20 protein-coding genes are annotated in these 19,820 nt (G+C 70.0%); 11 read left to right on the forward strand and 9 right to left on the reverse strand.

The window, feature by feature from the left end; genetic code table 11:
- Window positions 1-309 precede the first annotated feature (309 nt).
- Window positions 310-999 carry a dienelactone hydrolase family protein gene (locus tag Q9R47_RS19340; RefSeq protein WP_311234737.1) on the reverse strand — a complete coding sequence of 230 codons (690 nt, stop codon included), beginning with the start codon at window positions 997-999 and terminating at the stop codon, window positions 310-312.
- A 136-nt stretch (window positions 1,000-1,135) separates the two neighbouring features.
- On the opposite strand from Q9R47_RS19340, the gene Q9R47_RS19345 reads away from it, so the two are divergent.
- The 6 genes from Q9R47_RS19345 (at window position 1,136) to Q9R47_RS19370 (ending at window position 6,780) form a co-directional block, all read left to right on the forward strand.
- The gene (locus Q9R47_RS19345) at window positions 1,136-1,885 is read left to right on the forward strand and encodes an SDR family oxidoreductase (protein WP_311234738.1); all 750 of its coding nucleotides are present in this window, start codon (window positions 1,136-1,138) and stop codon (window positions 1,883-1,885) included.
- A gap of 14 nt (window positions 1,886-1,899) precedes the next feature.
- A complete protein-coding gene (locus Q9R47_RS19350; protein WP_311234739.1) occupies window positions 1,900-2,535 on the forward strand; it encodes a MarC family protein in 636 nt (211 codons plus the stop codon).
- A gap of 2 nt (window positions 2,536-2,537) precedes the next feature.
- Entirely contained in the window at window positions 2,538-3,233 is a 696-nt protein-coding gene (locus Q9R47_RS19355; RefSeq protein WP_311234740.1) for a response regulator, read from the forward strand.
- Window positions 3,234-3,432: 199 nt separating this feature from the next.
- Window positions 3,433-4,881 (forward strand): two-component system sensor histidine kinase CreC, encoded by a 1,449-nt coding sequence (gene creC, locus Q9R47_RS19360; RefSeq protein WP_311234741.1) that lies wholly within the window; start codon window positions 3,433-3,435, stop codon window positions 4,879-4,881.
- 157 nt (window positions 4,882-5,038) lie between these two features.
- Entirely contained in the window at window positions 5,039-6,448 is a 1,410-nt protein-coding gene (gene creD, locus Q9R47_RS19365; RefSeq protein WP_311234742.1) for a cell envelope integrity protein CreD, read from the forward strand.
- Window positions 6,445-6,780 carry a hypothetical protein gene (locus tag Q9R47_RS19370; RefSeq protein ID WP_311234743.1) on the forward strand — a complete coding sequence of 112 codons (336 nt, stop codon included), beginning with the start codon at window positions 6,445-6,447 and terminating at the stop codon, window positions 6,778-6,780. Before creD ends, Q9R47_RS19370 begins: the two co-directional genes overlap by 4 nt.
- Window positions 6,781-6,837: 57 nt before the next feature.
- On the opposite strand, the gene Q9R47_RS19375 is transcribed toward Q9R47_RS19370, so the two are convergent.
- The 4 genes from Q9R47_RS19375 to Q9R47_RS19390 form a co-directional block, all read right to left on the reverse strand.
- A complete protein-coding gene (locus Q9R47_RS19375) occupies window positions 6,838-7,353 on the reverse strand; it encodes a hemerythrin domain-containing protein (RefSeq protein WP_311234744.1) in 516 nt (171 codons plus the stop codon).
- Between the two features lie 230 nt (window positions 7,354-7,583).
- The gene (locus tag Q9R47_RS19380) at window positions 7,584-8,162 is read right to left on the reverse strand and encodes a hypothetical protein (RefSeq protein ID WP_311234745.1); all 579 of its coding nucleotides are present in this window, start codon (window positions 8,160-8,162) and stop codon (window positions 7,584-7,586) included.
- Window positions 8,163-8,269: 107 nt separating this feature from the next.
- Window positions 8,270-8,488: a CsbD family protein gene (locus Q9R47_RS19385; RefSeq protein ID WP_311234746.1), complete on the reverse strand. Its 219-nt coding sequence runs from the start codon at window positions 8,486-8,488 to the stop codon at window positions 8,270-8,272.
- Between the two features lie 224 nt (window positions 8,489-8,712).
- Window positions 8,713-9,336 (reverse strand): phosphoadenosine phosphosulfate reductase family protein, encoded by a 624-nt coding sequence (locus Q9R47_RS19390; protein ID WP_311234747.1) that lies wholly within the window; start codon window positions 9,334-9,336, stop codon window positions 8,713-8,715.
- Between the two features lie 254 nt (window positions 9,337-9,590).
- Here Q9R47_RS19390 and Q9R47_RS19395 point away from each other — a divergent pair, with 254 nt between their 5' ends.
- The 3 genes from Q9R47_RS19395 to Q9R47_RS19405 all read left to right on the forward strand — a co-directional run bounded on the left by Q9R47_RS19395 (window position 9,591) and on the right by Q9R47_RS19405 (window position 12,890).
- A complete protein-coding gene (locus Q9R47_RS19395; protein WP_404977176.1) occupies window positions 9,591-11,222 on the forward strand; it encodes an S-layer protein in 1,632 nt (543 codons plus the stop codon).
- Window positions 11,223-11,526: 304 nt separating this feature from the next.
- Window positions 11,527-12,189 (forward strand): hypothetical protein, encoded by a 663-nt coding sequence (locus Q9R47_RS19400; RefSeq protein WP_311234749.1) that lies wholly within the window; start codon window positions 11,527-11,529, stop codon window positions 12,187-12,189.
- A gap of 20 nt (window positions 12,190-12,209) precedes the next feature.
- Window positions 12,210-12,890: a hypothetical protein gene (locus tag Q9R47_RS19405; protein ID WP_311234750.1), complete on the forward strand. Its 681-nt coding sequence runs from the start codon at window positions 12,210-12,212 to the stop codon at window positions 12,888-12,890.
- Window position 12,891: 1 nt separating this feature from the next.
- Here the strand turns inward: Q9R47_RS19405 and Q9R47_RS19410 are convergent, their stop codons facing one another.
- The 4 genes from Q9R47_RS19410 to Q9R47_RS19425 form a co-directional block, all read right to left on the reverse strand.
- Window positions 12,892-13,575 carry an ABC-type transport auxiliary lipoprotein family protein gene (locus tag Q9R47_RS19410; RefSeq protein ID WP_311234751.1) on the reverse strand — a complete coding sequence of 228 codons (684 nt, stop codon included), beginning with the start codon at window positions 13,573-13,575 and terminating at the stop codon, window positions 12,892-12,894.
- A gap of 77 nt (window positions 13,576-13,652) precedes the next feature.
- The gene (locus Q9R47_RS19415) at window positions 13,653-14,636 is read right to left on the reverse strand and encodes an MlaD family protein (protein WP_311234752.1); all 984 of its coding nucleotides are present in this window, start codon (window positions 14,634-14,636) and stop codon (window positions 13,653-13,655) included.
- Window positions 14,636-15,523, reverse strand: a complete 888-nt coding sequence (locus tag Q9R47_RS19420; RefSeq protein WP_311234753.1) for an ATP-binding cassette domain-containing protein — start codon at window positions 15,521-15,523, stop codon at window positions 14,636-14,638. The genes Q9R47_RS19415 and Q9R47_RS19420 overlap by 1 nt, the downstream gene beginning before the upstream one ends.
- Window positions 15,524-15,525: 2 nt before the next feature.
- Complete coding sequence (locus Q9R47_RS19425; protein ID WP_311234754.1) at window positions 15,526-16,653, reverse strand: ABC transporter permease; 1,128 nt, start codon at window positions 16,651-16,653, stop codon at window positions 15,526-15,528.
- Window positions 16,654-16,972: 319 nt separating this feature from the next.
- Here Q9R47_RS19425 and Q9R47_RS19430 point away from each other — a divergent pair, with 319 nt between their 5' ends.
- Both Q9R47_RS19430 and Q9R47_RS19435 read left to right on the forward strand, forming a co-directional pair.
- Window positions 16,973-18,682: a GMC family oxidoreductase N-terminal domain-containing protein gene (locus tag Q9R47_RS19430; RefSeq protein WP_311234755.1), complete on the forward strand. Its 1,710-nt coding sequence runs from the start codon at window positions 16,973-16,975 to the stop codon at window positions 18,680-18,682.
- A gap of 369 nt (window positions 18,683-19,051) precedes the next feature.
- On the forward strand, window positions 19,052-19,810 hold the full coding sequence (locus tag Q9R47_RS19435) for a TSUP family transporter (protein WP_311234756.1): 759 nt from the start codon (window positions 19,052-19,054) through the stop codon (window positions 19,808-19,810).
- Window positions 19,811-19,820 lie beyond the last annotated feature (10 nt).

Genomic DNA, 19,820 nt, shown 5'->3' on the forward strand with positions numbered 1-19,820 from the left:
GTCGGCTGCCCTTCGTGCACGTCCAAGCCTGCGCAGGCAGGCTTGGAGCCGCGGCACTCAGCCCCCGCTCTCGCCATGCTGCGCATGGCGGGCAGGGCGGAGTGAGGACCGCGGCTCCATGCCCGCCTGCGCGGGCATGGACGGGACGAACGCCCCTCGGCTCTGGCGAGGGGCTGGACGCCGGTGGCCCGGCAGAGCCGGTTCCACGGCGTCTGCTGGCTTGGCCTGCTCCGCGGCCTTCTGACGGGTGACGCTGCGCCGGTTTCAAAGGCCCGAGGGCGGGCCTCTGAAGCGCCCTTCGACGGCAGCTCAGCCCAGATGCTTCGCGAAGAACGCCAGCGTGCGTTCGCGTGCCAGGTCCGCCGAGGGCGCGTCGTAGGAGCCGCGCTGGTCGCAGTTGAAGCCGTGGTCGGCTTCGTAGATGTGGGCCTCCACCTCCGGATGCGCCTTGCGGAAGGCCTCCACGCCGTCGAGCGGGATGTAGTGGTCGCGCTTTCCGAAGTGCGCGATCACGGGGCAGCGGGGCGTGCGGGCCACTTCCTGTTCGCCCGTGATGCCGCCGCCGTAGTAGACCGCGGCCGCCGACAGGCCCTGCAGCTCGCAGGCCGCCCGCCAGGACAGCAGGCCGCCCCAGCAGTAGCCCACGATGCCGACCTTGCCGCCGCTCTGCTGCGCCGCATGGTCGATGGCCGCCTGGATGTCGGGCAGCACGCCGGCGCCCGGCAGCGCCTCGACCTGCTGCTTGAGGCCGAAGCCCTCCTTCATGTCGTCGTCGCCGTAGCCCAGTTCAACGTCCGGCTGCACGCGCGCGAAGGTGGCGGGCGCCACCGCCAGGTAGCCGGCCGCCGCATAGCGGTCGGCCACGGCGCGGATGTGCGAATTCACGCCGAAGATTTCCTGCAGCACCACCACGGCGCCGCGCGCCGGGCCTTCGGGCTTCGCCACCCAGGCGGGTACCTTGAAACCGTCGGCCGAGGCCAGATCCACGAAACTGCCCATGTCGTCACTCCTTCGATGTTGACTGTGTGAGCGCCCCCCGCACGGGGAGCGGCGAAAAGAACCGATCGCAGCGCACGCCCGCCCGGGGCCGGCGGTGCTGTAATCGCGCCACGGCATTCTTGCAGGAGACGCTCCCATGGACAAAAAAGTGGTTTTGGTGACGGGCGGCAGCCGCGGCATCGGCGCGGCCACCGCCCGGCTGGCGGCCCGGCGCGGCTGGGCCGTGGCCGTGAACTACGCCCGCGACGCGGCCGCGGCGGCGCGCGTGGTGGACGGCATCCTCTCGGAGGGCGGAGAGGCCGTCGCGCTGCAGGGGGACGTGGCCGACGAAGCGCAGGTCGTGGCCCTCTTCGCGGCGGTGGATGCGCAGCTGGGCCGGCTTTCGGCCCTGGTGAACAACGCCGGCGTGGTGGACGTGCCCTCGCGCGTGGCGGAGATGGGCGGCGAGCGGCTGCGGCGCATGTTCGGCATCAACGTGCTGGGCAGCTTCTTCTGCGCCCGCGAGGCCGTGCGGCGCATGAGCACCCGCGAAGGCGGCAGCGGCGGGAGCATCGTCAATGTCTCCAGCGCCGCGGCCCGCCTGGGCGCGGCCCACCAGTACGTGGACTATGCGGCCGCCAAGGGGGCGATCGACGCGATGACGGTGGGCCTCGCGCGCGAAGTGGCGGCCGAGGGCATCCGCGTGAATGCGGTGCGGCCCGGCCTGATCGACACGGAGATCCACGCCAGCGGCGGGCTGCCCGACCGCGTGCGCGACCTCGCCCACCAGGTGCCCATGGGCCGCGGCGGCACGGCCGAGGAGGTGGCCGAATCCATCGTCTGGCTGATGTCGGACGCCGCGAGCTACACCACCATGAGCCTGCTGGAAGTCTCCGGCGGCCGCTGACACGGAAAGCCCCCATGGACCTCAAGCCGCTCATCACCCTGCTGGCCATCGTGAACCCGCTGGCCATCGTCCCCTTCTTCATCCACTACACCGACGGGTTCTCGCCGCGCCAGCGGCGGCGCACCATCCAGGTGGCGGCCTTCAGCGCGTTCTGCGTCATCGCGGCCTGCGCGCTGCTGGGCCTGCAGATCCTGGCGTTCTTCAACATCTCGCTGCAGAGCTTCCAGGTGGGCGGCGGCATGCTGCTGCTCATCAGCGCGATGAACATGCTCAACGCCCAGCCCGCCGAGGCCAAGCCCCACACCCACGAACTGGAGGAAGGCGCCGAGAAGGCCGCCCAGGGCGACAGCATCGCCGTGGTGCCGCTCACCATCCCGCTGCTCACCGGGCCGGCGAGCATGTCCACCGTGGTGATCTACGCCGACCGGGCGCAGACCGTCTGGCAGCACCTCGCGCTGGTGGGCTATGGCGTGGTGATCGCGCTGGCCACGGCGGTGTGCTTCGCGCTCGCCGACCCGATCGCGCGCGTGCTGGGCAAGACCGGCATCAACGTGATGACGCGGCTCATGGGGCTGATCCTCGCCGCGCTCGCGGTGGAGGTGATGGCCGACGGGCTGGGCAAGCTGTTCCCCGTGCTGGTGGCGCGCTGACCATGGCCGCCCGCCTGCTGCTCGTGGAGGACGACCCGGCGATCGCGCGCACGGTGGCCTACGCGCTGGAGCGCGACGGTTTGGCGGTGAGCCACAGCCTGCTGCTGAGCGATGCCCGCAGCCTGCTGCGCTCCCACCGCTTCGACCTGCTGGTGCTGGACGTGGGCCTGCCCGACGGCAGCGGCCTGGATCTGCTGCGGGAGCTGCGGCAGCAGGGCCACGGCCTGCCGGTGCTCATGCTGAGCGCGCACGGGGAGGAGATCGACCGCGTGCTGGGGCTGGAACTCGGCGCCGACGACTACCTGCCCAAACCCTTCAGCCCTCGCGAGCTGGCGGCGCGCGCCAAGGCGCTGCTGCGCCGCGCCGCCGGGCCCGCGGCCGTGCCGGCTCCGGCGGGTTCGCCATCGGCCGGCAGCGCCTTCCACGACGACCTGGCCGGCCAGCGAGTGCACCTGCACGGCCGGCCGCTGGAGCTCACGCGGCGCGAATACCGGCTGCTGTCGGTCCTGCTCGCCGGCGCGGGCCGCATCCACACGCGCGACGCCTTGCTGGCCGCCGCCTGGGGCAGCGACAGCGAGAGCACCGACCGCACCGTGGACACCCACGTCAAGACCCTGCGGGCCAAGCTGCGCGAGGCCGATCCGGCGCGTGATTACATCCGCACGCACCGCGGCATGGGCTATTCCCTGGAGGTATGAAGCCCGCCCTGAGGCGCTTCGCGCCATCCCCCCGAGGGCGGACGCCGCCGGTGGCCCGGCAAAGCCGGTTCCACGGCGTCCGCTGGCATTGCCTGCTCCGCGGCCTTCTGACGGTGTGGGCCGGAGAGCGGCCGGGTATCTGCTGGCGGGCATTACCCGCCTGGAGTGCCCCGCTGGCACGGAAAGGAGGTTAGAACCCATGCGCCTCGGACTGCGGCTGCTGTTCGCGTTCTTCCTCATCAACGGCATCGCGGCGTTCTTCGTGCTGCGGGTGTTCACGGCCGAGATCAAGCCCAGCGTGCGGGAGGTGATGGAGGACATGATGGTGGACACCGCCAACCTGCTGGCGGAGCTGGCGAGCGACGACCTCGCGAGTGGGCGCCTGGCGGCCGGCGCGGAGGACAGCGATTTCGCCCGCCACGTGCGCCGCTACGCGGCCCGGCCGGTCGATGCGTCCATCTGGGGGCTGTCGAAGCAGACGCTGGACTTCCGCATCTACGTGACCGATGCCCGCGGGCGCGTGCTCTTCGACACCGAGCGGCGCTCCGTGGGCGACGATTACTCGCAGTGGCGCGACGTGGCCCGCACGCTGCGCGGCGAATACGGCGCCCGCGCCACGCGCGACGTGCAGACGGACGACACCAGCGGCGTGATGTACGTGGCCGCGCCCATCTGGATCGACGGCGCTGGCGGCGAGCGGCGCATCGGCGGAGTGCTCACGGTGGCCAAGCCGACGCGGACCGTGCAGCGCTTCATCGACCGCGCCGAACGCAAGGTGCTGCAGGGCGGGCTGCTGCTGCTCGCGCTGTCGGCCGCCGTGGGCGTGGCCGTCACCGTCTGGACGGTGTGGCACGTGCGCCGCCTGCGCGACTATGCCCGCAGCGTGCAGGCACCGGGCGAGGGCGCGGGCCCGCCGCCCCCGGTGCCGCGCGTGCCGGGGGAACTGGGCGACCTCGCGCGCGCCATGGACCGCATGCGCGAGCGGCTCGCAGGCCGAGACTACATCGAGGGCTACGTGCGCGCCCTCACCCATGAACTCAAGAGCCCCGTGGCGGCCATCCGCGGCGCGGGCGAGCTGCTGCAGGACGACCTGCCCGCGGACGACCGCCGGCAGTTCGCGGCCCAGGTGGTGGAGCAGAGCGAGCGGCTGCAGCGCCTCGTCGACCGGCTGCTGGAGCTAAGCAAGCTGGAGCAGCGCCAGCATGCCGAGGCCGGCGCCGCGCCCGTGGCCCTGCGCGCCTGCGCCGAGGCTGCCCTGCGCCAGTGCGCCGCGCGCGCCCGCCAGCGCGGCGTGCGGCTGCAGCTGGAGGGCGAAGGCGGCAGCGGCCCGTGGGAGGCCGAACTCATCACCCTGGCACTGGGCAACCTCGTCGACAACGCGATCGACTTCTCGCCTGCGGGCGGCACGGTGCGCGTGGTGCTGGACGGAGCCACCGCCACCGTGCAGGACGAAGGGCCGGGCGTGCCGGACTACGCCCTGCCGCGGCTGGGCGAGCGCTTCTTCACCACCGCGCGGCCGGACGGCACGCGCAGCGGCTCGGGCCTGGGGCTGGCGATCGTGAAGCGGGTGATGGCACTGCACGGGGGCCGGCTCGACGTGGCCCGCACCGCACAGGGGCTGCGGGCGACGCTGGTGCTGGGCGGCTGACGGCCCCAAACGGACGCACCCAGCCCTCCAGCCCGCGGGCCCGTGGAAGCCGCGTGGCGGCGCCGCGCTACTTCACGCCCGCCTCACACACCTCATTTCCCCCTCACACCCGGAACCCAGACTGCCCCTCCATCACCACTTGCCGGAGGAGCTTCCCTTGAAACGTCCCTTTCTCGCCAAAGCCGCCGCGCTGTTCGCGGTCACCCTGCTGCTGCTGTTCGGGCTGGGCATGGTCGAAGACACCGTGCGCGACCGGCAGCACTACCGCAGCGAAGCCACCCGCAGCGTGGCCCAGAGCCTGGCCGGGCCGCAGACGCTGCTCGGGCCGATGCTGCACAGCGCCTGCGTGGAAACCTGGGACGTCGTGACCGGCAAGGGCGAGGAGCGCCGCACGACCGAGCAGCGGCGCGAGTTCCTGCTCACCGCCATGCCCGAATCGCTGCAGGTGCGCTCGGGCGCCGCGATGCAGCAGCTGGCGCGCGGCCTGCACCAGGTCAACGCCTATACCCTCCAGGCGCACGTCACCGCGCGCTGGGCCACCCTCGCGGACCTGCGGCCGCACGCCACCGTGGAGGGGTCGCGCATGCAGTGCGGCGCGCCCATCCTCATGCTGGCCGTGGGCGATGCCCGCGGCATCCGCGCCGCCCGTGTGGAGATCGACGGGCAGCCGCTGGCACTCAAGCCCGGCACCTTCCACCCCACCTACACGCGCGGACTGCACACGCCGCTGCCGGAGTCGCTGCGCGGGCGCGGCGAGCCCCTGAGTGCCTCGGTGGATCTCGAACTGGTGGGGACCGAGCGGCTCTCGGTCGTGCCCCTGGGCGGCACGACCGACGTGCAGTTGCAGAGCAGCTGGCCGCACCCGTCGTTCGGGGGCCGTTTCCTGCCGTCGGAGCGCACGGTCGGCGACGACGGGTTCACGGCGCGCTGGCACCTCTCCGCGCTGGCCACCACCGCGCAGCAGGACGTGGCGGCCAGCCGGCGGCTCTGCGACATCGGGGGCGATGCGGCGCCCTACGAGCCGCCGGGCACGGCCGAGGCGGGCTGCGCCGACGCGTTCGGCGTGTCGTTCATCGATCCGGTCAACCCGTATTCGCTCTCCGACCGCGCCACGAAGTACGGCGTGCTGTTCATCGCGCTCACCTTCGTGGCCGTGGGCCTGTTCGAGCTGCTGCAGCGGCTGCGGGTGCACCCGGTGCAGTACCTGCTGGTGGGCAGCGCCCTGTGCAGTTTCTTCCTGCTGCTGGTGAGCCTGTCCGAGCACCTGCCGTTCGGCACGGCCTACGCGGCGGCGGCCGGCGCATGCGTGCTGCTGCTGGCCTACTACGCCTGCCACATGCTGCGCAGCGTGCGGCGCGGCCTGCCGTTCGGCGCGGGCATCGCCCTGCTCTACGGCCTGCTCTACCTGCTGCTGCAGCTCGAGCAGACGGCGCTGGTGGTGGGATCTCTGGCGCTGTTCGCGGTGCTGGCGTTCGTGATGGTGGCCACCCGCAGGCTGGACTGGTATGCGCTGTCTTCCGGGGGGCGGGCGCTGCCCTCTGCCCCGCGGACGGAGGCAGGCCGATGACCGGGAACACCGCCTCCACCCCCTCCATCGCGGCATCCGCCGTACCACACGGCACCGCAGCCTGGTCGGGCTATCTCTCGGCATGGCAGATGCCCGGAGCGGCCATGGCACCTTCGCCTCTCGGCCCGGAGGAGACTGCCCGGCTCGAACGCTACCGCGACCGTTTGCTGGCGGCGTGGGAAGCCCGCGACCAGGACGCCCTGCGCACCGCGAAGCAGGCCGTGCTCCGGACGGTCTGCATGCGCCCGATGCGCAGCCCGGTCTTCACGCAGGCCCTCCGCGTCCTGTCGTGGCGCATGGCGGCGCTGCGCCTGGGACGGTCGCGCGTGTGAGCGTGGCAACGCTGCTGCGCGGTATCCGCCCTGCGGCCTGCCGCCTGGATGACCGACTCAGGCCGCGGCAGCGACCCGGCTCTCGGCTTCCGCCCCGGCCGGATCGCTGGAGCATGCGCCGCCGCAGCCGTGGATGGGCTCGGCCGGCAGCGCGTCCGGCGCATGCACGGTGCCGCTGGCAGGGTCGTAGCCCACGCGGCGCAGGTGCAGGGCCAGCGCGGCATCCATGGTCTGGGTGTGCTGCGGGAACCAGACCGCCAGTTCGCTGGCCATGTGGCGCAGCACGGCGGGCTCGCCGGCTTCGGCGCGGGCCGTGCCCTCGCCCATGACCTGCAGCACCACCTTGTGCTGCAGGCTGTGGCAGTTGCCGGAGGCGAAGCGGGTGGCGGCCATCCAGGCGTCTTCGCGCGCGAAATGCCCGGTGGTGTGCGCCACGAGCGCGCGCCACGCGGGCAGCAGGGCCCCGTCGTCCGCCTCCTGGACGGCGGCCAGCAGCGCGACGAATTCCTCGTGCGTTTCATCCATGAGGGGCAGGTCGAGGGCCAGGCCCTCCGACCATTGCAATGCGGCCATGCGTCTCTCCAATCCTTGGGGCTTCGGGTGAGCGATGCAGCTTAGGCGCTGCCACCCGGCGGGGATTTGACGCAGGTCAGCCTTCTCCCGCGGCGGCAGCCAGGCGGTGGCGAAGGCCGGGCGTGCAGCGAATCCGCACACGCAAAAAAAGAGGCCGGAGCCTCCCTGGTGGAAGGATCCGGCCCACAGAGGACCATGGCGTGGCGTGCCATGGTTCCCACCAGTGTGGCTTACTGGTTGTACATGCGCTTGGCGTCGGCGACGCACTTGTCCTTGGCATCGCCGCTCATCGTGTCGCAGCGCTCCTTGGCGGCCTTGTAGTCGGCTTCGCGCTTCTCTTCGGCGGCGTCCTTCTTGGCTTCCGCCACATTGGCGTTCTTCTCTGCCATCGAGTCGGCGGGCTTGGCCTGGGTGCGTGCCACCTTGGCGTCTTCCTTGGCCTTCACGTGGGCTGCCTTGGCATCCTTCTGGCACACGTTCTTGGCGTCGCCCTGCAGGTCGTCGCACTTTTCCTTGGCGACGTCGTAGGCGGCGTCGGCGCGGGCTTCGGCGACCTTGTAGGTGTTCTTGTCGCTGGGCTTGTACTGCGCCTGCAGTTCGGCCTTGGCGATCTTCTCGTTGCCCTTGGCTTCCTTCTGGCAGACGTCCTTGGCATTGCCGGTCATGCCGTCGCACTTGGCCTTGGCGGCCTTGTAGTCGGCGGAGATGCGGTCGCCCGCGGCCTTGTGTTCTTCCTTGGTCATGGCCATGCCGGACGTGGCGATCAGACCGGCGACGGCCAGGGCGAACAGATTGCGTGCGTGTTTCATTGTTTTCTCCTCAAGTCAGTGAAGGGGGGTTGGTTTTTTCGAAGGCTTCCGGAGCGTTGGCTCCGGCGGCCGATGTGTTGTGAGGGGGAGAGTTTGGACAGCCGGGATCACTTGTCGAAGCGGAAATCCGGATGGCGGTCCTGCCAGTCCTTGAGTTCCTTCTCGGCAGCGTCGCGGGCCAGGCCCTGGCGTTCCTGCAGCTTGCCCAGGAACTGGTCGCGCTTGCCGGCCACGACGTCCAGGTCGTCGTCGGTCAGCTTGCCCCATTGCTCCTTGATCTTGCCGGTGAATTGCTTCCAGTTGCCCTTGATGGTGTCTTCGTTCATGGACGATCCTCTCTTGGTACCTCGCTGCCCCATCCACTCCGGTGGGGTGGAACCCTGCGGGCTGCGATGGAAGAGACTGTAAGAGTCGCCCAGTCACCGTCGCGTAGGTACGCCGGATATGGCCGCGTCAGCCCAGGACTACTGGCGACGTGGGCACCCAGCCATAAAAAAAGGGCATGCGAGCATGCCCTTCGTCTTCGATGGCGCAGCGGCGCCTGGAGGCATCAGTGCGACAGGTGGAGCCCGCACTCGCGGTTGTCCTCGCCCTTGGTGGGATCGACGTAGTCGAAGTTGTTCGGCAGTCCATGCGCCTTGCAGTACTCGTGCAGGTCCTTGGAACTCCAATGCAGCAGAGGCGCGACCTTGATGAGGCCGTCGGGGTTGACGCTCACGGGATCCATCTGCGCGCGCACGGCGGTGTCGGTGGCGCGCAGCGCCGTGAACCAGACCTTGGGCGCCGTCTCGCGCAGGGCGCGCGCGAAGGGTTCGAGCTTGACCTCTTCCGTGAACGCGGCGTGGCGCGGATCGTCCAGCGCGGGCGTGGGACCTTCCACGGCTTCGCGGTGGGCGCGCGAGCGCCTGGGCAGGTAGATGCGCAGGTCGAGGTTCAGCAGGCGCGCCACCTCGTCGGCATAGCGGTAGGTGGCCTCGGTGTTGTAGCCGTTGTCCATCCACACCACCGGGATGTCCGGCCGGGCCTGCGTGCACATGTGCAGGATCACGGCCTCGAACGGCCGGAAATTGGTGGTGACGATGGCGGGCTGGCCCAGGCCGATGGCCCAGTCCACGAGGCCCTGCGCGTTGCGGCCGAGTTCGGCGTTGATCTGTGCGAGGTCGATGCTGCTCATGGGAATGCGTGGCTCCGGTGACCCGCCGGGAAGGAGATGGAGGACCGGCGGCAGGGTGGGGATTGTGCCGCGCGCCCGGCCGTGGACGCCGGACCCGGCCGGACGCCCCCGCTGCGCGCAGGGGCCTTCCGCCTTCCCGCAACAAACATGTCCATATGTCACTGTCGAGTCACACAACATGGTTACAAATTGCCAGCCTCCGGGGCCGCCGTGCGCCGGAGCACGCCCACAACGCTCTACAACATCCGCGTCCCATGTCCATTTCCCCGCTCCGCGCACGCCAACCCGTGCGCCATCCCGTGGCAGTCGCCTCCTCCCTGCTGGTCCTTCTCCTGAGCGCCTGCGGCGGCTCCGGAGGTACGTCCGACAACTTCGAGAAGGGACGCTGGACCACTGGCGACCTGCACACGCACACCGTCCAATCCGACGACTCGCGCACCACCCAGACCCTGGACTTCCTGCTGGGCAAGGCCTTCACCACCTATGGGCTGGACTGGATGGCGGTCACCAACCACCTGCGCTCGTCCAAGTACGACGATGCGGCGAACCTGCTGCCCGCGCCCCGGGCCTTCGCCTACGGCATGGAGGCGTACGAGATGCCGCGCATCAAGGCGCTGCAGGATGCCGGCAGCTACAAGGGCAAGCTGATCTACTCCGCCTTCGAATGGGACATGCCCACGCACGACCACATCGGCGTCGGCATCTTCCAGGGGGCCAGCGGCAGCTGGAAGACCTCCCCGAGCGCCGCCAAGGAGTTCCAGTACCTGTTCACGACGGGCGCCGAAACGCTCTTCGATCCGGCGGACGTGGCCCGCTGGAAGACCCAGTACCCGCAGCGCTACAACCAGACGGGCGAAGACGCCCTCAAGGCCATCGCCTGGCTCAAGGACAAGTACCCCGACACCAGCTACGCGCTCATCAACCATCCCTCGCGCAACCCGGGCAAGTACACGATCGCCGACTTCCGCCAGATGAACGATCTGGCGCCCCGGATCGTGTTCGCCATCGAGGGCATGGTGGGCAACCAGCTCGAACCCGACCGCGGCGGCTACACCTCCGCCTATGTCGATGCCAACCGGCCCAACCGCACCTACGGCGGAACGGACTACGTCGTGGCGCAGGTGGGCGGCGTGTGGGACGCGCTGCTGGGCGAGGGCCGCCGCATCTGGAACATCGCCGACTCCGATTCGCACTTCGAGATCGACTCGAACAACAACAGCAGCGGCTACTACCCCGGCGAATACGCCAAGAACTACGTCTGGCAGGCCGCCAAGGCGGACGGCCACATCGGCGGGCTGGTCGACAGCCTGCGCGCGGGCCGCAGCTTCGGGGTGTTCGGCGACCTGATCAACGCCCTGGACTTCCAGGTGTCCGGCGCGGCCGGCAGGGCGACCATGGGCCAGGAGATCCAGGCAGCCTCCGGCGAACGCGTGACGGTGCGCATCCGCTTCAAGAGCCCGCCGGTCAACAACTACCAGCGCCCGGTGGCGAGCGGCAACCTGGGGAACATGACGCCCAAGGTGGACCACGTGGACCTCATCGTGGGGGACGTGGGCGCCAAGGCGCTTCCCGGCACCGACGCCTACCGGCAAGCCACCAACCCGAGCACCCGCGTGGTCCGCCGCTTCACGGCCGCGGACTGGACCACCGACGAGGAAGGCTACAACGTGGTGGAGTTCCCGATGACGGTCACGAAGAACCAGTACCTGCGGCTGCGCGGCACCAACCTGGGCGAGAACGTGGCCGGGCTGACGTCCGGGGGCGAGCCGCTGCCGGACCAGCCGGTCACCACGACCGATCCCGCCAGCCGCCACGACCAGATCAACGACCGCAACTACGGCAGCCTCTGGTTCTATTCGAACCCGGTCTTCGTGTCGCTGCGCTGATCGCGCCACACCTCGCCGCCCGCCTGGGTGAAGTCGGCCAGCGAGGCGCGCAACCGTAGCACGCCGGTGCGTCCCGCGGCGCCGCTCAACGGCGGTGGCGCGCTGACCGGCAGCACGCTGAACCGCTACCTGACGCGCGCCGCTACGTGCAGGACCAGATCACTTTCACGCCGCTGCTTGCGGGGGAGCCCTGCACCATCGCACAGCCCCTGTCCAGGGGCTCTGCGGGAATGTCCTGCATGCCGAAATGCAAGGGTCAGCGGGAACCGAAAAACACGGCAGTTGCGGCACAGTGCGGGGCGCAATGTCGCTTGCCTACTGGTTCCGGGAGGAACCTGCGGAGCCCATCGAGAATGGGAGAATTCAATACGGACCGGGAAAGGGGTTGCCCAAGCTGGTTTTCAAAGGGTTGGACAATTCACAGAAACTTGTCGAGAAGATAGCCACCGTCGATCCGGTGCGCAAGAAGATCATCCTGATCCAGCCTAGAGAGAAAGCCCTTTATGTCTCAGGCTTGCGAGAACCAGGGGTACCGGGATACCTGTATCTGTTCGCCCATGCGAATGCAACCCGCCTGCAGGGAGTGCTAGATCTTGGAGAAATCGTCAAGCTATTTCGCTTCAGCGGGATCTGGCACAAACAGCCGATCTTGCTAGATGCCTGCAATGCCGGCGCAATGGTAGACGGCGTCGCCAGCGTGTTGGCGAGGTCCTTGCAAACCCACGTGACGGCGCCTACTACGACCACATGGAATCATCCTTTAGGTGGCTCTGCCATCGGTCAAGGAGCCTTCGACAAGCTTCCAGGCATATTGGAGAGGCTGTCCATTCCAAACTTCCTGCGCCCGGGACAGTGGCGAACCTGGGGGCCGGACGGTGAGCCCATCGCCATTACACGCACATCCCCGCGCGATGGTGGTGAACCCGTCAGAGGACCATTGGCAAACGAGCTGCTGAGAAAGCGATGATTTTGCGCTGTTGGAAACGGATGGGCTGCGGCCTGCGACTACTTTTGCTTTTCTCGGCCCTGATCGGCAGCTACACCGCATGGTGGTGGATCGACAGCGCTCGCACCTGCGAAACCCAGGACGAATACAACCTTCGCGGCATCTGCCTCCTGCGCATCCAGGAGCGGGCCGAGCAGGGCGACAACGCCGCACAGTGGGGCTACGGCGCCTACCTCGAAACGGAAGGCAGGGAATCGGAAGCACGCCAATGGCAATTACGCGCCATGCATGGGGCACAGGTGGGGCTGGCCCTTCGCAGCGAGATGAAGGTCTTCTGCGACCGCATTCCGGGCTTCGAGGCGCGCACGGTGGAGGCCATCATGCTGCGCGTGGCGCCGACCAGCCCCGACGCCCATCTTCGTTTGCTGCAACTCTACATCCATCCCGGCTGCGGTGCCTTCGACCTCGATAAGGCCAGTGCGCAGATTCCCCTGCTGACGCAATGCGCGCATCTGACGCTCGAAGACTACCTGGAGCGTGCTGCAAGTGCCAACTACCACATCCCGGCGGACACCCGAACGGCCATCCGCGCCAACCTGGCGCTCTGCGAACAGGAACTGGCGGGGCATGCACCACCGGACACCACCGTGCAGGAATTCATGCCTGTCCGCCGCAAGGACGTGGAAGCACTGCGGCGCCGCCTCGAGGCGGCGTCGCGCTGATTCACCGCCCCATCCGCTCCACCCACTGCGCCACGTCCTGCGCCGCCTGGGCCGCTGCCTCGGCCATGGCGAGCGTGCCGCCGCGCGCGTCGGCCGTGGGGGCCGGCCGCTGGACGACGAAGACGCGCTGGGCCATGAGCTTTTCGCCCGCCTGGGTGGAGTCGGCCAGCGAGGCGCGCAAGCGCAGCACGCCGGTGCTGGCCTTGGGCGACTGGAAGACCTGGCTGAACTCCTCGATTTCCACGCGCAGCACCACGGGCGGCTTGCCGGTGTCGACGAGCTGCGATGCGCCCTCGTCGCCCATGAGCACGGCGCGGCGCAGTCCGAGCTGGTCGCGCAGGGCCTGCTGCACGAGTTGCGCGGGAGGCTGGCTCCAGCGCGCCTGGCCGTAGGGACGCAGGTGGCGCGGATCGTCGTAGGCCAGGCGGTAGAGCACGGCGGTGCTGCCTTCGACCGGCCCGGCGACGGCCACCTCCGGCAATGCGATGGGCGGCAGCGGCGCACCGCGCTCGGCGGACGATGGCGATGGCGACTGCGCCAGGAGGCCGGGACCGAAGTCGTAGACGTCGGCCCGGACGGGTGGTGCCGGCAGCGCCGAGCAGCCCGCCATCAACGCGGCGGTCGCGAAGGTTGCGGCGGCGGCACAGAGGCCGCGGGCGCGGGGGGTGGCTGCGTGGTGTGCCATGTCTTTCCTCGTCATGTCCAGGGATGCGGAAAAAGGTCCTGCGGATGCGTGCGCGTGGCGGCGGGAAGGCCGCGGATTCACGGTGCCGACGCGGCCGCCGGCGCTTCGAATCCGGGCTCGCCCGGGCCGCCCGCGGCGCGGCCGGGGCCGTAGATGAGCGATTGCGGGTTGTCGCTGAGGTTGCTGGCCGCGCGGCCCAGGCGGCGCACGGCGCGCGAGGTTTCGTCCGCCGCATGGTTCAGGCGCGGCAGGGTCACGCGGCCGAAGCGGTCGGCGGCCAGCGACAGCGATTCCGAGCTGTCGGCGATCTTGTCGATCGGCCCGCCCTCGACGCTGAGCTTGCGCACGGCGATCTTGACCTCGTTGGCGGCGTCGCCGGCGTTGGTGCCGGCCTGCCGCAGGGCCTTGAGCGTTTCGCGCGCGTCGCTCGCCACCGCCGGCACGGCGGCCAGGGCGGGATCGAGGCGCTGCTCCACGGTGGCGTCGAGCCGCTTCATGAGCGTGTTGGCGCTGCCGGCGGCCTGTGCGAGGTTGTCCAGCGCCAGGCTGACGCGCTTCTGGTTCTCGTCGCCCAGCAGGTCGTTGATGCGGTCGGTGGCCTGCTGCACCTGCGCGAGGATGGCGGGGCCCTGCTCCGCGAGCTGGCTGAACGGCGAACTCTTGAGCGGCAGGCGCGGCAGGCCGCTGGAGCCGCGGGGCACCTCCGGCTGCGGGGCCGTGCCGTCGTCGAGCAGCACGTGGGCCAGGCCCGTGACGCCCTGGTAGCCCAGCACGGCGAAGGTGGCGGGGGTGACGGGCGCCTGCTCGTTCACGGCGATGCGGATCAGGACGTTGCCGGGCACGTCGGGATCGAAGCCGATGCGCGTGACCTTGCCCACGGCGACGCCCTTGTAGCGCACGGCCGCCTGCGGCTGCAGGCCGCCGACGCTCTCGCGCGTGGAGAGTTCGTAGAGCTGGTAGCTCGCCCGGTCGCGCGTGAGCCACAGGCCCAGGCCGGCGAGCAGCGCCGCCACCACCACCACGAAGATGCCCGCGGCGAGGGCATGGGACTTGTTTTCCATCAGGCCTCCTGTCCCGGGGCGGCGGCGGCCGGCGGCGCGGACGGCGCCGAGGGCGCGGGCGCCATCGCGCGGCGGCCGCGCTCCCCGAGGAAAAATTGTTGAATGAACGGATGCTCGAAGCGCGTCACTTCCTGCGGCGGGCCGCTGGTGATGACACGTTTTTCGGCGAGGACGGCGACGCGCGTGCTGAGCGCGAAGAGGGTGTCCAGATCGTGCGTGACCATCACCACGGTGAGGCCCAGCGCCGCATGGAGTTCGCGCAGCAGCTCGCAGAATTCGTCGGAGCTGTTCGGGTCGAGGCCCGCGGTGGGCTCGTCGAGCAGCAGCAGCGGCGGGTCCATGATGAGCGCGCGCGCGAGCGCCACGCGCTTGATCATGCCCCCGGAGAGGTCCGAGGGGCTGCGCGTGGCGTGCTCGGGCTTCAGGCCGACCATGCGCAGCTTGACCATGGCGGCATCGGCGATGAGGTCCTTGGGCAGGGTGCCCTGCTCGCGCAGCGCGAAGGCCACGTTGTCGAGCACGCTGAAGGCCGAGAACAGCGCGCCGTGCTGGAACAGCATGCCCACGCGGCTCGCGGCGCCCGCGCGGCCCATTTCGGCGGCGGGGCGGCCCAGCACGGTGACGCTGCCCTTGGCGGGGTGGGTGAGCCCCAGCATCTGGCGCAGCAGCACCGTCTTGCCGGTGCCCGATCCGCCCACCAGCGCGAGGATCTCGCCGCGCCGCACGGTGAGGTCGAGGTTCTCGTGCACGGCGAACGCCTCGTCGCCCTTGCCGAACACGGTGGAGAGGCCGCGGATCTCGACCACGGGCGGCGCGTCCTGAGGCGGCGGCTCGGGGGCGGCGGCGGGGCCGGTGGCGATGGCGTCTTCTGCTGCGTCGCGCGTCATGCCTAGATCCCGAGGTTCTTGAACGCGATCGCGAAGAGCGCGTCCACGATGATGACCATGGTGATGGCGTTCACCACCGATGCCGTCGTGCCTTCGCCCAGGCTCTGCGTGTTGGGCTTCACGCGCAGGCCCCAGTGGCAGCCGATGAGCGCGATGCCCACGCCGAACACCACCGACTTGGCCATCGCGAGCCCGAGGTTGGAGAAGCTCACCGCGTTGGGCAGCGCCTGCACGAAGTAGGCGGGCGAGACGTCCATGGCGATGTCGGCCGCGAGCATGCCGCCCGCCAGCGCGCAGAGCGTCGTCCAGACGGCGATGAGCGGCATGGCGATGGCCAGGGCCACGGCGCGCGGCATCACGAGCCGGAAGCCGTGCGGAATGCCCATCACGCGCATCGCGTCGAGCTCCTCGGTCACCCGCATGACGCCGATCTGCGCCGTGATGGCCGAGCCGGAGCGGCCCGCCACCAGGATGGCCGCGAGCATCGGGCCCAGTTCCCGGATCAGCGAGATGCCCAGGATGTTGACGATGAACGATTCGGCGCCGAACTGCCGCAACTGCAGGCTCATGAGGTAGGCCAGCACCACGCCGATCAGGAAGCCCACGATGGCCGTGATCGGCATGGCCGTGGCGCCCATGCGGTAGAGGTGGCCGGAGATGTCGCGCCAGGGCGCGCGGCGCGGCGCCCGCACGACGCTGGCGAGATCGATGACGAGCTGGCCCACCAGCTCCAGCAGGTGCCTGCCGTGGCCGAGCGCGTGCAGCACCTTCACGCCGAGGCGGTCCACCTCCTCGGCGAGGCTCCAGTGCGGATCGGGGAGACGGTCGGTGACGGTGAATTCGGCCACGCGGTCGAGCATGTCGCGCTGCGCGTCGTCGAGCGCGACCCGCTCGGGCCACTGGCGCTGCCAGTGGTTCCAGAGCAGTTGCGCCCCGACGTGGTCCAGCCAGTCCACGCTGCGCAGGTCCCAGCCGAGGCCGGCGTCGGGCGCGTGCTGCGCGAGCTGCGCGGACACCTCGCGCCAGGTGCGCCGCGTGCCCAGGTCCGCGGCGCCCCAGCGCCCGTGCAGAACGGCGACCGGCCCTTCGGGCGTGTCGATGCGTTCGATGCGGGGCGGGCTGTCGCTCATGGACGGAGGCGGGACGGAGGCAGGACGGAAGCGGTGGCGCTGGAAAAGTGGCGAAGGGGCGGGGCGTACGGAAGAGCGCCGCACGAACGGCAACGGGATGTTAGCGGAGCGCGGCCGGGCGGACACGTCAGCGCAGAGCCCGTCCGCATGGCGGAAGCCATACATGAAATTTCCTCAAAACCGCATTGCGCCCTGGCCCTGTCGTTATTTTTTGCTATCGATCGGGGAGCGGCAGGTGTTTCCCTATCGACAGCCGGGCAACGCCGCGCACAATGGGCCGGGCCTGCCGCCCCAGGGCTCGCGTTCCTGCCTTTCTTCCATGAGCGACACCACTTTCGACTTCATCGTCATCGGCGGCGGCACGGCCGGCGCCCTGCTCTGCAACCGCCTGAGCGCCGATCCGCGCCACCGCGTCCTGCTCGTGGAAGCCGGCCGCAAGGACGACTACCACTGGATCCACATTCCCGTCGGCTATCTCTATTGCATCGGCAATCCGCGCACCGACTGGCTCTACCAGACCGAACCCGACGAGGGCCTGAACGGCCGCACGCTGCGCTACCCGCGTGGCAAGACGCTGGGCGGCTGCAGCAGCATCAACGGCATGATCTACATGCGCGGCCAGGCGCGCGACTACGACCAGTGGGCGGCCGCCACGGGCGACGACACCTGGCGCTGGGAGAACGTGCTGCCCGCCTTCCGCCGCCACGAGGACCACTGGCGCCTGGACCGCCCGGATACGGCGAGCGAGGCCTTCCGGCAGCTGCACGGCAGCAAGACTACCGGCGGCAGCGGCGAATGGCGGGTGGAGCGCCAGCGCCTGCGCTGGGACGTGCTGGACGCCTTCGCGCGCGCCGCGCAGGAGGCCGGCATTCCGGCCACGGACGACTTCAACGGCGGCACCAACGAGGGCGTGGGCTATTTCGAGGTCAACCAGAAGAAGGGCTGGCGCTGGAACACCGCCAAGGCCTTCCTGCGGCCCACCTGCTACGGCCGGCCGAATTTCGAGATGTGGACCGGCGCGCAGGCCAGCCGGCTGCTGCTGGAAACGCTGCCGGACGGCTCCAGCCGCTGCACCGGCGTGGAGGTCTGGAACGGCAGCGAAATGGTCACCGCGCACGCCGCCCGCAGCGTGGTGCTGAGCGCGGGGGCCGTCAACTCGCCGCAGTTGCTGCAGCTCTCGGGCATCGGCCCGGGAGCGCTGCTGCAGCAGCACGGCATCCCGGTGGCGCACGAACTGCCCGGCGTGGGTTCCAACCTGCAGGACCACCTGCAGATCCGCGCGGTGTTCAAGGTGAACGGCGTGCCCACGCTCAACACGCTGGCGGGCAACCTGTGGGGCCGTGCGCGCATCGGGCTGGAATACGCCCTCAAGCGCAGCGGCCCGATGAGCATGGCGCCCTCGCAGCTGGGCGCGTTCACGCGCAGCGCCCCCGGCCAGCCGCACCCGAACATCCAGTACCACGTGCAGCCGCTGTCGCTCGACGCCTTCGGCGAGCCGCTGCACACCTTCCCGGCCTTCACCGCCAGCGTCTGCAACCTGAACCCGACCAGCCGGGGCACGGTGCGCATCAAGAGCGCCCGCTTCCAGGACGCGCCGGCCATCGCGCCGCGCTACCTCAGCACGCCCGAGGACCGGCAGGTGGCGTCCGACTCGCTGCGCGTCACGCGCCGCATCGTGGCGCAGCCCGCGCTCGCGCCCTACCGGCCCGAGGAGTGGAAGCCCGGCCCGCAGTACGAGACCGACGAGGACCTGGCCCGGCTCGCGGGCGACATCGCCACCACCATTTTCCATCCCGTGGGCACGACGCGCATGGGGGCCGACGGCGACCCGGGCGCGGTGCTCGACGCGCGTCTGCGGGTGCGCGACGGGCGTGGTGGCACCATCGCGGGGCTGCGCGTGGTCGATGCGGGTGCGATGCCCACCATCACCAGCGGCAATACCAACTCGCCCACGCTGATGATTGCGGAGAAGGCCGCCGAGTGGCTGCGCGCGGAAGCGGCGGCCGCCGCCCTGGGCGGCGGCCGCTGAGCCCTGGGTGGGCCGCATGGCGGCCCCGTTGGCGGCAGGTGCGCCCGGCGGTGGCAGCCGGCCTCCCAACGACGGTGCATACGGCCGACCTGCGGGAAACCCCCAATGCACCAGCGGGGTGCGGCAGTTACATTGCGGTTACTCGATCGCACGCAACGTCGTGCAACGAGGGGACCGAGGAGACAAACTCGAACTCGAAAACACCAATCCAAAGCATCCCCTATAAAAGATGCCTTACTTCGAAGCGCCGGCGATCCCGGCGCTTTTTTTTGCCCGCAATCTCTTCCAGGCCCGGCCGCCGCAGGCATCCGGCATCGCACGCCGCACCGCCGAAGCTCCTGAAACGATAGCAGGTGCGACAATCGGGGGATGGAATGGATCATTGTTTCGCTGGCCTCGCTGCTGGCCGGCTTCGTGGACGCCATCGTGGGCGGCGGCGGGCTCATCCTCGTGCCCGCGCTGTTCGCCACCTTCCCCACCGCGCCGCCGGCCACGATGCTGGGCACCAACAAGAGCGGCTCGATCTGGGGCACCGCCATCGCCACCTGGCAGTACAGCCGCCGCGTGGAGATGCGCTGGCAGTCGCTGCTGCCGGCCGCCGCCGCGGGCTTCGCGGGGGCGTTCGCCGGGGCCTGGACGGTCACGGTGGTGCCGGTGGACTTCCTGCGCCGGCTGCTGCCCTTCATCCTGCTGGCCGTGCTGCTCTACACCCTGGCGCGCAAGGACCTCGGCAAGCACCATGCGCCGCGCTTCGAAGGCGGCATGGAAACCCGCGTCGCCTGCCTGATCGGGCTCACCATCGGGTTCTACGACGGCTTCTTCGGCCCCGGAACGGGCAGCTTCTTCGTGTTCCTGTTCGTGCGGCTGCTGGGCTATGACTTCCTGAACGCATCCGCGTCGGCCAAGCTGCTCAACCTCGCGACCAACGTCGCCGCGCTGATCCTGTTCACGGCCAAGGGCCAGGTGTGGTGGCACTTCGCGCTGCCGCTGGCGGTGGCCAACGTGCTGGGCAGCGTGCTGGGCACGCACATGGCGATGAAGCACGGCACGGGTTTCGTGCGCGGCATCTTCATCTTCGTGGTCGGGGCGCTGATCCTCAAAACGGGCTACGACGGGTTCCTGCGCTGAGGCCGCCGGC

Source organism: Acidovorax sp. PRC11 (assembly GCF_031844105.1).
In the GTDB taxonomy this organism is placed as follows: Bacteria; Pseudomonadota; Gammaproteobacteria; order Burkholderiales; family Burkholderiaceae_C; genus Paracidovorax.